Raw genomic sequence first — 15,097 nt, 5'->3', positions numbered from 1 at the left:
ATTTTTAAATCGAGAAGATTATTTTTTCGTATTGACACGTTTCAAATCCAAGTCATCAAAATCAAAACTAAAGTCTGTAATATCTGAAATGGCTTTTATGCTCGCACTTTGCGCTACACCTTTTTCATCATAATCAAAATTGATAAATGCATCCGCATCATAACTACGATCTTCCCATTTAATGATAAACGTGTTGTTGGTATAAGGCAACAAACTTCCTTTTAAACGCGGAGATTTTTCACATGTTAATCGATAGTCATTTCCATTTTGAGTAATGACAACATTCCCAAACCAAGCATCACGATACGTTCCTACAAACTGTTCTGCTTTTGGTTGCAAGGCTTTATTTTTCGAAAACTCAGCTGATTTTGCAAAAATTTCTTTCTTCCCTTTTTCAACATCTTCGTTGTATTTACTCATTCGATCACCGTATGTTTTTAACCAATTGCGATCTTCAATTCCTAAATACGCGTCTTTTACGGTATTTGTAATCGTATTAAAAGCAGCACCCGATTGTTGATTGGTAAGGACAACAATTCCTAATTTAAGATCGGGAATCATCGTAAATTGAGTTACCGTACCAATTAAACCACCGGTATGTTGAACTTGACGATACCCTTTAACATCAGAAATAAACCAACCCAAACCGTAACCGTAGAAATTAGAGTCATACGGATTTTTTAAAGCCATTGGAGCCGGCTGTTGAATTTGCCACAATTGCTGAATCTGCTTATCCGAAACCAATTTTTTTCCTTTTTTCGTTGTAAATCCGTTCATCAAACAATCTGCCCAAATCATCATATCATCCACATTCGACATGATTCCGCCCGCAGCATTTGCGGTTTCGTTCCAATCATGAGGAACCGCAATTGCTTTTCCATCAACAGGCGCATGAGCATCAATAATATTTGTCGACTTTGCAGCTACTGCACGATTATACGAACCAAAACTCGCTTTCATCCCAACCGGTTTCAAAATTCTTTGCTCAATAAAATCAGCCCAAGAAAGTCCAGAAACACGATGGATAACTTCGCCAGCAACAATAAACATGATGTTATTATAGTCTAATTTATCTCTAAAACCATTTTCTGGTTTCAAATAGCGAACATTATGAACGATGTCGTTTACCGACAACGGACCGCCTTCAGGGAAAAACATTAAATCTCCTTGCCCCAATCCTAAACCTGCACGATGCGTTACTAAATCCTTAATGGTTACTTGACTCGAAACATACGGATCATACATTTGAAATTCTGGAATGTGTTTGGTAACAGGATCATTCCAATTTAGTTTACCTTCATCTGCTAAAATCGCTAATGCAACACATGTAAACCCTTTCGAGTTCGACGCAATTCCTACCAACGTTTCATCATTCATCGCTTGATTGGTTTTCAAAGATCTTTTTCCAAAACCTTTGGCGTAAACCGTTTTGCCATCTTTGATAACTCCAACGGAAATTCCGGGTACATCAAAAGTCTTTAAAGTATTCTGAATTAGTTCATCCATTTTTTTCTCTTCTACTTGCGCGTAAGCCGAAGCAATGGAGAAAGCGACAAAAGTCAGCGTAAATATGCGTTTCATTCTCTAGATTTATTTTCCCAAAGATAACGAAATCCTTAACTTTGTAAAAATCTAGAAAGTAAATGGAAACGAAAAAAGAGTTTTTCTTAGAATGCTACAAGTTGGGCATCATTAAGTTTGGAAGGTTTACCCTAAAAAGTGGTATCGAAAGTCCATTTTATGTGGATTTAAGGCCTTTGGCATCCGATCCTAAAATCTTAAAAAGCCTTGCAAATTACCTTTTGGAAATGCTTCCTTTGGATAATTTTGATCTTATTTGTGGAGTTCCTTACGCTGCTTTGCCTATGGCTACGGCGATGTCTTTAGAAAGTTATATCCCGCTAATTATCAAGCGAAAAGAAGCGAAAGAATACGGTACAAAGAAGATGATTGAAGGAATTTACCAAAAAGGACAAAACTGTTTGTTGGTGGAAGATGTGATTACTTCTGGAAAATCTCTTGTAGAAACCATTGCTGAAGTGGAACAAGAAGATCTTAAAGTTTCGGATATTGTTGTGGTTTTGGATCGTGAACAAGGCGGAAAGGAACTTCTACAAAGCAAAGGATTCAATGTTCATACGTTGTTTACCATTTCTGAAGTTTGCGAGATTCTGAAAGAAGAAAATCAATTAAGTGCTGATGATATTCAACGTATCAAAGATTTCTTGGCAGGAAATAAAGTTCAATTTGAAGAAAAGAAAAGACCAACGTACGAGCAGAAACTAGAAAGCTGCCAACATTCGGCTGCAAAAAAACTTCTAGATATTACATTTCAAAAAAAATCAAATCTAATTGTATCGGCTGATGTTATTACGACGGCTGAATTATTGGCTCTTGCCGAAAAGGTTGGTCCACACATTGTCGCTCTAAAAACGCACATCGATATTATTACCGATTTTGATTTTGACAACACAATTCTTCCACTACGTGATATTGCCGAAAAACATAATTTCCTATTAATGGAAGACCGTAAGTTTGCCGATATTGGAAGTACGCAAGAATTGCAGTATTCTTACGGAACCTATAAAATTTCGTCTTGGGCAGACTTAATCACTTCTCAAGTTATTGGGGGATATCAATCGTTAGATTTCTTCTTGAATTCCGGTGTTATCGCTATTTTAAGTATGTCTTCAAAAGGAACTTTAACGGATCAAAACTATTTTGAGCAAGCTTTAAATATCGCTCAATCGCATCCAAATGTTATTGGTGGGGTTTCTCAAAAGCCAGTTCCAGAAGATATTTTACTTTTTACACCGGGCGTTAATCTAGATTCCGCAGGTGATGGAAAAGGGCAACAATACAATACGCCAGAGCACGTTTTCAATAATTTAGGAACAGATTTCATTATCGTTGGACGTGGAATTTATAAAGCTGGTGAACCTGAAAAAGCAGCTTTAGAATACAAAATTGCAGGTTGGGAAGCGTATTTGAGTTCGTTAGCCTAATCTCATTTTAATTAGCCAATTGATAAAATCTTTTGATTGTCGTTGGTTTAAAATGATATTTTGCAGTAACCGTAACAGGTGCATTTACATCCAACTCGTACCAAGGAGACAACCTTGATTTTGGATTTTTTATAATGTGGATGTCCTGCGCAGGCATAAAACTTTCGGCAAGAAGATACAACTTCTTGCCAATTTTGTCTTTGGCAATACCGACGATAATCACGCAATGTCCAGGGCTTCCAGGTGTAATTATCATGTCTCCCACCTGAATATCTCGATTGTTTTTCACCAATACACTTTCTCGATCCAAAGAAATGGTTCCCGCGTATTGAAAAACCAAATCCAAATACTTCCGAAAATTCTCGTACGAATCATCAAATTTCCCTTTAGAAAAGAAACGTACACGCTCTCCCTCTTCTTGAGTTCGAATTCCTTTTTTGAAATCATTCCATGAAAGCGATTGCCCGCTGGTAAATTGAAATGTAATCTCATCAAAACGTTTTTGCTTCCAAAGAAACTCTGCATACAAACGTATCCAAGCATCGGCGCATTGTTGTAAATCCCGATCACCGACATCAACGTCCAAAATTGCCGCATGAAAAATTTGATAAGGCGTTGGTTCATTTTTAAAATTACGAACGGGAAATCCTTCAGGCAATAAAGTTTGGTGAATTAAGAAATCAGCGAATGTTCCCGCTTTTTCAGTTTGCCATGCAAAACCTTTCGGTGGCACAAAACGGTTTCGAATCGTAGATTCTGAAGGATTATATACAATTGGTCGTACTTTTTCTTCAACTTGACTATAAGCCATTTGAAAAGTAAAAGTGAGTCCAATAAAAAGTAAAAATGTCTTCAATAAACTGATTTTAATCAAAATTAGAGAAAATATTCAGATTCCTTCTCAACTTAACGCGGATGATTTTAAGATTTCAAGTATATTTGGCATCTGTATGACGAAAATGAAGTGTTTTATCGGCTTATTTTTATTGATGGGATTTTTTGCAAATGCCCAAACCGACAGCATTTACATTCATGCGACCTTAGAAAATGACCTAAAAACATTACGCATCCATCAAAAAATGCGGTATACAAATCCGTTTGATAAGCCAATTAGTGAAATTAAATTGCTCAATTGGATTTCTGCGTATCAAAAAACAGGAACTCCACTTGCCAAAAGAAAGCTAGAAGATCGAAAAAAAGACCTTTATTTTTCTAAAACGAAGGACTTAGGGCATTTGGTGAATTTAGAATTGAATTCGTCGCCTTTCCAAGGAGATTTGAAAAATGAAAATCTTCTAATCCCTTTGAACCATCAACTAGAACCGGGAAAAAGTACTCAACTGGATTTAACGTATTCTTTAGTTTTACCAAAATCTACTTTTACAGGCTACGGTTCGGATGAAGCAAAAGTTTTGTTGAAATACTTTTTCTTAATTCCCGATCAGTTTGAAAAAGACTATCCAGAAAATCAACATTATCTTGATATTGAAGAAAAACCTTCGGGAAGCCGATTTTGGAGCATTGATTTTACGCTTCCAGAAATGTATTCGTCAGAATCTAATCTTCCGAAAACAACGTCCACCCATTTTGAAGGTCAACTTTATACAGAACCGATTTTCCATATTTCGTTAATTGAGAACGATCGTATTTTGACGGAAATTGATGGAAAAACGATTCCTATTCATTTTGGATATCCGTTATCTCCAGCTGAAAAAACGAATTTGGAGTTTTATCTTCCTTTGCAGTTAAAATTCATCAAAAAACAAGTCGGAACCCTACCAGAAAAACTTTTCATTTCTAAAAAATTCAAAGATAAAAATGACTTTTTCGGAAACGATGATATTAAGTTTTGGAAATTCAAATTTCCGATGTTTACCGAAGGAGAAAAGGTTGATTTGGATTATTTCAGCATCATTTCTGCTGCTGCAATTGACGCAAGTTTCGCGAATTATAAAAAAGAGCAGCATTGGATCCAAAATGGAATAAAAACCTTTTTAGAAAAGGAATATTTGGAAACGTTTTATAAGGACAGGAAGCTTTTAGGCGATTTAACTGAGAATGTCAAAGTTTTAGGAATTCGACCGTTAAAAGTGTCTCATGCCTCCAAACTAAATTTGCTAGACCGATACGGAATCACCTATCAATACATAGCTTCACAGAATTTTGATCAAAAAATTGGTGAAGATTTCCCGACGCTGAGTAACTTTAACGAAATGGCAATAAGTCAGTTTGAAACGGGTTTATTATTTTCAAACATTTCTCATGAATTGGGCGAAAATCGATTTCAAAACTTCTTAACGAGTTTTATCGGTGAACATAAAAATGGATTTACAAATGAAGAATTTTTAAATCAGCTATCTATCATTTCTAATCAAAAAAGCAGCTATCTTGAACCGATAATTAACAAGCGAAACCACCTTAATTTCAAATTAAAAAACTTTAAAAACCTTCCGAATGGAAACCTTCAGTTAAAGGTTACCCGAAATACACCGCATGCAATTCCATTTAGAATAAAGACAGAAAGTGAAAACGGAACGCAAGAATATTGGTTTGATACGAAACAAAACGAAAAACATACTTTAGTAGAAATCCCAGATAATGATGTTAAAAAAATCATTGTTAACGATGACTACTCCTTTCCTGAAAAAAAATTAGGTGACAACTACCTTTATAGTTCTGGCTTGTTTTCAAACATGAAAAAACTAAAATTCAAACTTTTTCAGGACATTCCAAATCCAGAATACACCGAAATTTATATCAATCCGCGTTTTACATTCAATGCGTACGATAAGGTTTTATTAGGTTTAAATTTTAGAAACAAATCGTTGTTTGATCAGGACTTTGTTTATTCTGCAACGCCTTATTTTAGTACAGGAACAGGTAAAATGATGGGTTCTGCAAGTGTTGCCTATAGTTATCGACCTTTAAATAGTTTCTTTCGTTCACTAACTTTTGGTGCAGCAGGTTCTACTTTCCATTACAATTATAATTTAGGCTACCGAAAACTTTCGTTATTAGGAAGTATGAATTTCACGAAGGATCCGAGAAGTACAATTAACCGAAACTTAAGTATTTCTTATAACTTTTTTGATAAAGATCTTTCGCCCGAAATGATTCTAAACAAAGATTATGACCGTTACAATTTGTTTAGTATTGGTTATGGATACTCGGAAAACCGAATGATTCATGAATTTGCATTTGGCGGAAACCTCCAATTTATGGAAGATTTTCAAAAGTTATCCGCTGAAGCATCATACCGTTTTGAATATGCTAGAGATAAAAAAATAGCTTTCCGAGTTTTTGGAGGCGCATTTATCAACAATAAAACGAGAAATGATTTATTCGATTTCGGGATTTCTAGAATCTCGAATTATGCCTTTTCGTATGGACTTCTAGGACAAAGTGCAACCGATGGAATCTTGGCTCAACAATTTATTCTAGCTGAAGGAGGTTTTAAATCGGATGTTGGAAAATCAGCTAATCAATGGATTTTTAGTACGAATGTAGACGCTCATGTTTGGAAGTGGTTTAATCTGTATGGTGATGCCGGAGTGTATAAAAGTAAGCAGCAAAATCCTCAATTTATCTGGGATAGCGGCGTAAAGCTGAAAGTGATTCCTGATTTCCTAGAAATTTATTTCCCAATACAATCCAGTTTAGGATTCGAACCTTCGTTTAAAGATTACGGTAAACGAATTCGTTATACTTTAGTTTTTGATTTAGGAGCGGTAACCAGCTATTTCAGAAGAGGCTGGTTCTAAAAACCTGAAGAAAATCTTTTCTCAGCTCAATAATCAACAAGATATTCCGTTATTTTACAACGAATTTGGATAGTTTGGTTTGAAGAAGATTTACTGCCTCTTATTTATTCTTTTCTTGGGTCTGATAAGCATTAGAGCTCAGGTTTTTCGTTGGCAAAATCCGAACACAAAAGACAGCTTAAAAAAAGATAGTCTTATCGCTTCCAAAATCAACAAAGATGTATTCCAAAAAGACACGCTAGATTTCATTAAAAAGCAGCATACTCGATATATTGAGGAAGAATTAAAAGTAAAAAATGATCGCTCCAAAATACTTGGGGACTTACAATCAAAAGGATCTATTATTCGTGGGGTCACTTTCGGAAACAACCAAGGTTCTTCTGTGCAAAGTACGATGGATATGCAAATTAGTGGAAAACTTTCTCCTGATGTTTCTATTTTAGCAAGTATATCAGATCACAATTTACCCATTCAAGCTGATGGATATACGCAAACTTTAGAAGAATTTGATAAAATTTACATCCAGCTAAACATCCGTAAAAATTCAATTTTACGAGCTGGCCACTTGGATTTACAAGATGAGAAAACCTATTTCGGAAGGTATCAGCGACGAAGTATGGGACTCCAATTTGAAACTCGCTTCGGAAAAGACAATAACACTTATCTTAATCTATCTGCGGGCGTTGCACGTGCCGAATTTCACCGGATTCGATTTCAAGGAATTGAAGGCAATCAAGGACCATATCGTTTAACGGGTAAGAATGGTGAAAATTTCATTACCATTATTTCAGGTTCGGAACAGGTTTTTATTGATGGAGTTCTGATGAAACGAGGCGAAAACCTAGATTACATCATCAATTACAACACGGGCGAAATCACATTTACATCGTTCCGACCGATTTACAAACAAAACTTCATTACCATTTCCTACAATTACACCAATCGAAATTATTCTCGATTTTTGATCACGGGAGAACTTCAACATAAAAGAGAACGCTTTCAGGCTGGGCTATCATGGTTTTTGGAAAATGATAACAAGAATTCGCCGTTGGCACTGAATCTAAGTAAAGAAGATGAACAAATCCTCGCACAAGCTGGGAATAATCCTGACCTTATGTTTGCGCCTTCGGGAAAAGTGGTTGAGTACGATGTCAATAAAATTCTCTATCGTAAAATCACCAATGCAAATGGGGATTTTTACGAATTTTCTACTGATCCTAATGAAACACTCTATGAAGTCGCTTTTACCTATTTTGGAACAGGAAAAGGTGATTACAAATTGACGCAAACTACCAACAACGGACGTGTTTTTGAATTCGTTGGAACTTATTTAGGAGATTATTCTGCCGTGCGAAAGCTTCCGTCTCCCGTGAAAACGCAAGTTATTTCAGCAAATGTGGCTTATGAAATTTCGGATGGAAAAATTGGAGCCGATTTTTCCTTAAGTAACTACGACATTAACTTATTTTCTAGTCTAGATCAAAAAGAAAACATCGGTTATGCAGGTCGAGTTTTTGGTGAAAAAACGTTTAAAAAAGGAGATTGGAAAGGAACACCAACGTTTGAATATCAGCGAATCAGCTCTCGATTTCATATTCTGGATCGAATTAATGATGTTGAATTTTCGCGTGATTTTAATTTGGCTCAAGAATTCAACCAAAAAACACAAAATCGCTTTATTTTCTCATTTTTAAATACGTGGAAAAATAAAGGTTTTGCCAATTATCGTCTCAATTATTTAGATGAACAAGATTCATATCGAGGTCTGAAAAATGATTTTGATTTTGGATGGAAATATAAATCTGTAGAAACCAAAGCGCAAGCATCTTATTTGAACACGAAAAGTACCAGCCTCGACACCGAATTCATCCGCGGACAAGCCGTTGCCGAATATCATGGTAAAAAAGGAAGTTGGGCGATTGGAGGAAGCATGGAACATAACTTGAAGAAAATCAATGAAACCAATCAATACGACCTTTCTAGTTTTAGTTGGAAGGAGGTTTTTGTACAAAAGAAAATTGGTGACTCTTCTCGAACGAAATTAATGACGAAAGTCTACTTCCGAGATAATGATTCTATTTTGGACAATCGCCTACAAGATTTCAACCATATTATTGGCTTTGTTGCCGAAAGTGAGTTAATCAAAACCGAGAAAACACAATTAAGCGCTCTACTCCATTATCGTAAGTTTTTCTACCAACAAGAAAATGATGTTTGGTCTGGAAATCAAGATTTCATCGTTGGAAATATTGTTTACAATCAGCAACTTTTCAATAACGGAATGCGTTTGCAAGCCTTTTACGAACTTGGAAACGGACAAGAAGCCCAAAGAGCTTTTCAATACATTAAAGTTACCGATGGACAAGGCGTTTACAAGTGGACCGATTACAACGGCGATGGCGTTCAGCAATTGGATGAATTCGAGGTTGCTGAATATTCGGATCTTGCCCAATACATCCGTGTTTACACCAATACGGTAACGTACACGCCTTCCAATAAAAACAAATTACAGTTGTCTTTGTTTGTCAATCCATATATTATATTCAAATCGGAAAATCAGTTCTTGAAACGTTGGAATTTCAATTTCTCCTTGCTTTCACAAAATTCATTCTTCAAAAAAGAACAAGTTGTCATTCTGAATCCATTTAAAAAAGAGAATGATCAAATTCTGAAAAATCAAAATGTATTGTTTTCGGCGATGTTTAATCCTTCCGAAAAATCAGGTTGGAATGCCAATTATCGCTGGATAAACAATCTCAACATGATCAACGCAAATTTTAGTTTAGAAGAAAGCAATCGAAACAGCCATTTTGTGAATTTCGGATACAAATTTCAAAAGAACTTGAGATTGGATTGGGAAACAAGTTTGGCTAAAAACTCAAATAATTCGCAGTTATTTTCGACTCGAAACTATCTTTTGGATATTTTGGAAACCCGCCCAAAAGCAACCTATAAATTCGCGGAAAGTTTGCAAGCCGAACTTTCTACGGCGTGGATTAACAAAGACCGAAGAGATGGCGAAGAAGATTTAAAAACACTAGATTTAACGGGTGCTTTACAATGGGAACATAAAAAAACGTCCATTCGTGGAAGTTTCTCTTTCATCCAAAATGATTTTACTGGAAATTCATTTTCAGTTGTTGGAAATCAAATGTTAGATGGATTGAAAGCCGGAAAAAATCAAGTTTGGAGTTTATTTGTGCAACAAAACATCACGTCATTTATTATAATGAATATTAATTACGAAGGCAGAAACTCCACAGACAGAACCATTCACATTGGTTCGGTACAAATCAAAGCAAGTTTCTAGACTTTGCTGCTACTTTTTTTTCATTTCGTATCTTTGCAGCATGGTAAAAATTGGCAACATAGAACTTCCTGAATTCCCACTCTTACTCGCTCCAATGGAAGACGTAAGTGATCCACCTTTTCGAAAGCTTTGCAAAATGCATGGCGCAGATTTGATGTATTCAGAATTCATTTCCTCGGAAGGACTAATTCGTGATGCCATAAAAAGCCGAAAAAAGTTGGACATTTTCGATTATGAGCGTCCCGTTGGAATCCAAATTTTTGGTGGTGATGAAGAAGCTATGGCGATGTCCGCTCGCATTGTAGAAACCGTTGAACCGGATTTGGTTGATATTAATTTCGGTTGCCCCGTTAAGAAAGTGGTTTGCAAAGGAGCTGGCGCGGGCGTTTTGAAAGATATTGACTTGATGGTCCGCTTGACAAAAGCGGTTGTGACATCAACCCATTTGCCTGTTACCGTAAAAACTCGTTTAGGCTGGGACAACGATTCCATCAACATTGACGAAGTTGCTGAACGTTTGCAAGACACGGGAATTAAAGCTTTAACAATCCATGCGCGAACGCGTGCTCAAATGTATAAAGGCGAAGCCGATTGGGAGCATATTTCCCGAATTAAAAACAATCCTAATATTGAAATTCCAATTTTTGGAAATGGCGATATTGATTCACCCGAAAAAGCCAAAGAATACAAAGACAAATACGCTTGCGACGGAGTAATGATCGGTCGTGGTGCCATTGGCTATCCTTGGATTTTTAATGAAATCAAACATTATTTTGAAACGGGCGAAATTCTACCTGAGCCTACGATAAAAGACCGTTTAGAAGCCGTAAAAAACCATGCATTGTGGAGTACAGAATGGAAAGGCGAACGTATTGGCTTGGTGGAAATGCGCCAACATTACAGCAATTATTTCCGTGGAATTCCACATTTTAAAGAATTCAAAAAACGTTTTCTAGAAGTTTTCACTTTAGAAGAAATGGATGCGTTAATTGAAGAAACGCAATTTTTCTACGAAGATTTCTACGCGAATAACCTCAGCTAAAGCTTTTCTAAACAAGAAAAAGCCTCTAAAAACTGTAACAATCTGCGGTAAACGTACACTAATTACTTGAAATTAATGAACATGCTTAGAGCAGAAAATATTCTTAAAACCTACGACTCTGGGAAAAAAATTGCGCTGCAAGATTTTTCTATCAACGTTCCAAAGTCCAGTATTTATGGCCTTCTTGGACCAAACGGAGCGGGAAAAACATCATTCATCCGAATCGTTAATCAAATTACGAAACCCGATGCGGGGCAAGTCTATATCAACGATCAACTATTGAATGCAGATCACATCAAAAACATCGGCTATATGCCTGAAGAACGTGGTTTGTATAAAAACATGACCGTCGGAGATCAACTTTTGTATTTTGGTGAATTGAAAGGAATGAGCAAAAGCGATGCACTTGCGGAAGCTCAAAAATGGTTTGACATTCTTCACATCGATCATTGGTGGAAGAAAAAACTAGCCGAACTTTCCAAGGGGATGGCGCAAAAAATTCAGTTTGTGGTAACGGTTTTACATCGACCGGAATTGTTGATTTTGGATGAGCCGTTTTCTGGTTTTGACCCTGTAAATGCCAATTTGATTAAAGATCAAATCATCCGTCTGAAGAACGAAGGAACCACCATTATTCTTTCCACTCACCGCATGGAAAGCGTGGAGGAAATGTGCGATTATGTTGCATTAATCAACAATTCGAGAAAGGTTTTGGATGGAAAAGTCTTTGATGTTCGCGAACAATTCAAACAAAACATCTTCAAAGTTGCTCTTTCTGATGTTAATCAAGAAGCGTTTGATGCATTTAAAAATCAACATCAATTGGATCAAGTGACTTTAGAAAATGGAATTTTGAATTTTGATATTTCGAATATTTCATCTCAAAATCAAATCGTAAAAGACCTTGTTTCTATAGGAAACGTGCGAAGTTTTGACGAAAGAATCCCGAGTATGAACGAAGTTTTTATTAAAGCGGTAAGCCAAACAAATCCATCATGAAAAACATTCTATTAATTACAAAAAGGGAATATCTTACCCAAGTAAAAAAGAAATCCTTTATCGTGATGACGATATTGGCGCCTCTATTGATGGTTGGTTTCGGAGTTTTGATTTCGGTGATGTTCAAAGCCAATGAGTCGTCTTCCGTTATTCAAGTGGTTGATAAAAGTGGGTTGTTCAAAAATGAAATTAAATCAACCAAAACGGTTGCCTATAACTTCATTCCGACTGCTGAAGAATCTAAATTTAAAACCGAACTTTCGAAAGAAGATCAGGAAATCGATGGTATCTTAATTATCCCTGAATTACAAGGAAATCAGTACGATCTTTTAGAGAAGCAGACGTTGCTTTTGGTGAATAAAAAAATTGGATTCGACACGAAAAAGGAAGTCGCAAACGATCTAAAACAAGTAATCCAAAAACAAAAAGTAAAAGATTTAGGCGTTAATGAAGCTCAGATAAAAGGGTTAGATAAATCATTCGACTTGAAGGTAGAAAACATCAATTCGGGCGATCAAGGCGACTCTAATATGGCGTTTGCTGTAAAAAGTGGACTTGCTATGCTTTTAACGTACGCAACGTTCATGTTCATCATTATTTATGGCGTTCGTGTGATGCGAAGCGTTTTGGAAGAGAAAAATAACCGAGTTGTTGAAATCATTATTTCATCAGTAAAACCATTTGATTTAATGGTTGGAAAAATCCTTGGTGTCACTTTGGTTGCGTTGACACAATTCGTTATTTGGATCTTAATGACCGTTGTTGCTGCCGTATTTTTCAATACTGGATTTTCTACTGTTCAAACTCAAATGGAACAAAATCCTGAAGTTGTAGAAGCATTTAACTTTCAACAATACGCAAGTGAAATTTCCCATGTTTTATTGGATTTAAATATTCCAATGGTTATTGGTGTATTCATTTTGTTTTTCCTCTTAGGATACATCTTTTATAGCTCGATTTACGCCGCTGTAGGCTCAGCTGTAGATAATGAAACAGAAACGCAACAATTCACTTTATTTGCGATTATTCCGCTTACTGTGGGGATGTATGGAAGTATGACGATTATGAATAATCCAGATGGGCCGATGGCGTTTTGGTTATCGATGATTCCATTTACGTCACCTGTTGCGATGGTTGCCCGAATTCCGTTTGGAGTCCCTGTATGGCAAATTATCGTTTCGCTCCTGTTATTATTAGGAACAACAGTATTAACAATCTATTTGGCTGGTAAAATCTACAGAATAGGGATTTTATTGTACGGCAATAAAGCAAGCATGAAAGAAATGTGGAAATGGATTAAAGGAAGCTAATTTCAATAGCTATAAAACAAAAAATCGAGTGCAAATGCACTCGATTTTTTTTATGTTTATTTTAGAATTTACTATTCGAAAATATAACTTATGCCTACGCTTAAAACTTGCTCTGACTTTCTTTTCTGCGTGTTTGGATCACCTGTCCATCCTTCAACCATATTCGGATATGTATTAGAAATACCAATATCGTATTTTAAGGATAGTTCAACCTGACGTTTATAACTATATCCTAAACCTAATCCAATACCAAAGTTAAATTTATTGGCTTTTCCATTGATATTAGGATAATCAGGATTTACAACATTTGGATCGTAATAATCACGAGCTGGATTCGTTACTTTTTGACTCATCAAAAAATTAAATCTTGGCCCTACCATACCGAAAAATTCGCTTTCAGCTTCTGAAAAATAGCTTTTAAAATAGATCGGTACACTGATGTAGTTATTTGCATATTTTGCATCATAACCATTCTTGCCTTTCATATCTTTATCTTTCCCAGACTCACCCGCAGTATAATACAATACTTCTGGCTGAATATAAAACTGATCATCACTATCAATAGGAATCAATGCTAAACCACCAGCTTGGAATCCCCAAATCGGTCCTGAAGGGTTGTGAGCATTCCTAACACGGGAATAGTTCACACCTGCTGTAAGACCAAATCTAGTACTGCTAAAATCAACTTGAGCAGAAACCCCAGTCGCCATAGCAATTGCAAGACCTAAAAAAACTTTTTTCATTTGTATGTGTGTTTTTAGTGTTTTTTATCCTAAAACTTTAGCTACCGTTTCACCGATATCTGCTGGAGAATCTACTACGTTAATTCCGCATTCTCTCATGATAGCCATTTTAGCTTGAGCTGTATCTTCATCACCACCAACGATTGCACCAGCGTGCCCCATTGTTCTACCTTTAGGTGCTGTTTGTCCTGCGATAAAACCAACTACTGGTTTTTTAGAACCACTATCTCTGTACCATCTTGCCGCTTCCGCTTCAAGAGAACCACCGATCTCACCGATCATCACAACTGCTTCAGTTTCTGGATCGTTGATGAATAATTCTAATGCTTCTTTTGTTGTTGTACCGATAATTGGGTCTCCACCAATACCGATTGCTGTAGAAACTCCGTAACCAGCTCTTACAACTTGGTCAGCAGCTTCGTATGTTAACGTTCCTGATTTTGAAACGATACCTACTTTTCCTTTTTTGAAAACGAAACCTGGCATAATACCGATTTTCGCTTCATCAGACGTGATAATACCTGGACAGTTTGGCCCGATAAGACGGCAATCTTTATCCGCAATATACGCTTTTACTTTCACCATGTCAGCGACAGGAATACCTTCTGTAATACAAACGATTACTTTAATTCCAGCTTGTGCAGCTTCCATAATAGCATCTGCAGCGAATGCTGGTGGTACGAAAATAATACTTACGTTTGCTCCTGCTTTTTCTACTGCTTCAGCCACAGTGTTGAAAACTGGTTTTCCTAAATGCTCAGAACCTCCTTTTCCTGGAGTAACTCCTCCGATAACGTTTGTTCCGTAAGCGATCATTTGCTCTGCGTGGAAAGTACCTTCGTTTCCTGTAAATCCTTGTACTACTACTTTAGAATCTTTGTTTACTAATACTGACATTTTATATTATTTATTGAATTTTAAATTATG

General features: G+C 36.3%; 10 protein-coding genes. 6 read left to right on the top strand and 4 right to left on the bottom strand.

The genetic code is table 11. From position 1 onward, the window contains the following. Window positions 1–18: 18 nt before the first annotated feature. The gene (locus tag AC5XHR_RS11000; protein ID WP_495950843.1) at window positions 19–1,581 is read right to left on the bottom strand and encodes a serine hydrolase; all 1,563 of its coding nucleotides are present in this window, start codon (window positions 1,579–1,581) and stop codon (window positions 19–21) included. A 62-nt stretch (window positions 1,582–1,643) separates the two neighbouring features. Here AC5XHR_RS11000 and pyrF point away from each other — a divergent pair, with 62 nt between their 5' ends. Beyond that, window positions 1,644–3,005: an orotidine-5'-phosphate decarboxylase gene (pyrF, locus tag AC5XHR_RS10995; RefSeq protein ID WP_495950842.1), complete on the top strand. Its 1,362-nt coding sequence runs from the start codon at window positions 1,644–1,646 to the stop codon at window positions 3,003–3,005. Between the two features lie 7 nt (window positions 3,006–3,012). On the opposite strand, the gene AC5XHR_RS10990 is transcribed toward pyrF, so the two are convergent. After that, window positions 3,013–3,861 (bottom strand): DUF4846 domain-containing protein, encoded by an 849-nt coding sequence (locus AC5XHR_RS10990; RefSeq protein WP_495950841.1) that lies wholly within the window; start codon window positions 3,859–3,861, stop codon window positions 3,013–3,015. Between the two features lie 103 nt (window positions 3,862–3,964). On the opposite strand from AC5XHR_RS10990, the gene AC5XHR_RS10985 reads away from it, so the two are divergent. The 5 genes from AC5XHR_RS10985 to AC5XHR_RS10965 all read left to right on the top strand — a co-directional run bounded on the left by AC5XHR_RS10985 (window position 3,965) and on the right by AC5XHR_RS10965 (window position 13,427). After that, window positions 3,965–6,766, top strand: coding sequence for an aminopeptidase (locus AC5XHR_RS10985; RefSeq protein ID WP_495950840.1), 2,802 nt, complete (start codon window positions 3,965–3,967; stop codon window positions 6,764–6,766). 79 nt (window positions 6,767–6,845) lie between these two features. Then, entirely contained in the window at window positions 6,846–10,076 is a 3,231-nt protein-coding gene (locus AC5XHR_RS10980; RefSeq protein WP_495950839.1) for a DUF8818 domain-containing protein, read from the top strand. A gap of 40 nt (window positions 10,077–10,116) precedes the next feature. Beyond that, a complete protein-coding gene (dusB, locus tag AC5XHR_RS10975; protein ID WP_495950838.1) occupies window positions 10,117–11,118 on the top strand; it encodes a tRNA dihydrouridine synthase DusB in 1,002 nt (333 codons plus the stop codon). Window positions 11,119–11,199: 81 nt separating this feature from the next. Further along, window positions 11,200–12,117, top strand: a complete 918-nt coding sequence (locus AC5XHR_RS10970; RefSeq protein WP_495950837.1) for an ABC transporter ATP-binding protein — start codon at window positions 11,200–11,202, stop codon at window positions 12,115–12,117. Then, the gene (locus AC5XHR_RS10965) at window positions 12,114–13,427 is read left to right on the top strand and encodes an ABC transporter permease (RefSeq protein ID WP_495950836.1); all 1,314 of its coding nucleotides are present in this window, start codon (window positions 12,114–12,116) and stop codon (window positions 13,425–13,427) included. The genes AC5XHR_RS10970 and AC5XHR_RS10965 overlap by 4 nt, the downstream gene beginning before the upstream one ends. Before the next feature lie 71 nt (window positions 13,428–13,498). Here AC5XHR_RS10965 and AC5XHR_RS10960 read toward each other — a convergent pair whose 3' ends face one another. Next, the gene (locus AC5XHR_RS10960; RefSeq protein WP_495950835.1) at window positions 13,499–14,170 is read right to left on the bottom strand and encodes a porin family protein; all 672 of its coding nucleotides are present in this window, start codon (window positions 14,168–14,170) and stop codon (window positions 13,499–13,501) included. A gap of 24 nt (window positions 14,171–14,194) precedes the next feature. Continuing rightward, a complete protein-coding gene (gene sucD, locus AC5XHR_RS10955) occupies window positions 14,195–15,067 on the bottom strand; it encodes a succinate--CoA ligase subunit alpha (protein WP_495950834.1) in 873 nt (290 codons plus the stop codon). Window positions 15,068–15,097 lie beyond the last annotated feature (30 nt).

The sequence above is a fragment of the Kaistella sp. CFF1-2 genome (genome assembly GCF_059509915.1).
The sequence above is the reverse complement of the archived record's forward strand: the minus strand, read 5'-3'. Positions and strand labels throughout refer to the sequence as shown.

Bases quoted from the DNA above. Each gene is read 5' to 3' on its own strand.
- sucD (WP_495950834.1), bottom strand. From the start codon at position 15,067: ATGTCAGTATTAGTAAACAAAGATTCTAAAGTAGTAGTACAAGGATTT.
- dusB (WP_495950838.1), top strand. From the start codon at position 10,117: ATGGTAAAAATTGGCAACATAGAACTTCCTGAATTCCCACTCTTACTC.
- AC5XHR_RS11000 (WP_495950843.1), bottom strand. From the start codon at position 1,581: ATGAAACGCATATTTACGCTGACTTTTGTCGCTTTCTCCATTGCTTCG.
- AC5XHR_RS10970 (WP_495950837.1), top strand. From the start codon at position 11,200: ATGCTTAGAGCAGAAAATATTCTTAAAACCTACGACTCTGGGAAAAAA.
- AC5XHR_RS10985 (WP_495950840.1), top strand. From the start codon at position 3,965: ATGAAGTGTTTTATCGGCTTATTTTTATTGATGGGATTTTTTGCAAAT.
- AC5XHR_RS10960 (WP_495950835.1), bottom strand. From the start codon at position 14,170: ATGAAAAAAGTTTTTTTAGGTCTTGCAATTGCTATGGCGACTGGGGTT.
- pyrF (WP_495950842.1), top strand. From the start codon at position 1,644: ATGGAAACGAAAAAAGAGTTTTTCTTAGAATGCTACAAGTTGGGCATC.
- AC5XHR_RS10965 (WP_495950836.1), top strand. From the start codon at position 12,114: ATGAAAAACATTCTATTAATTACAAAAAGGGAATATCTTACCCAAGTA.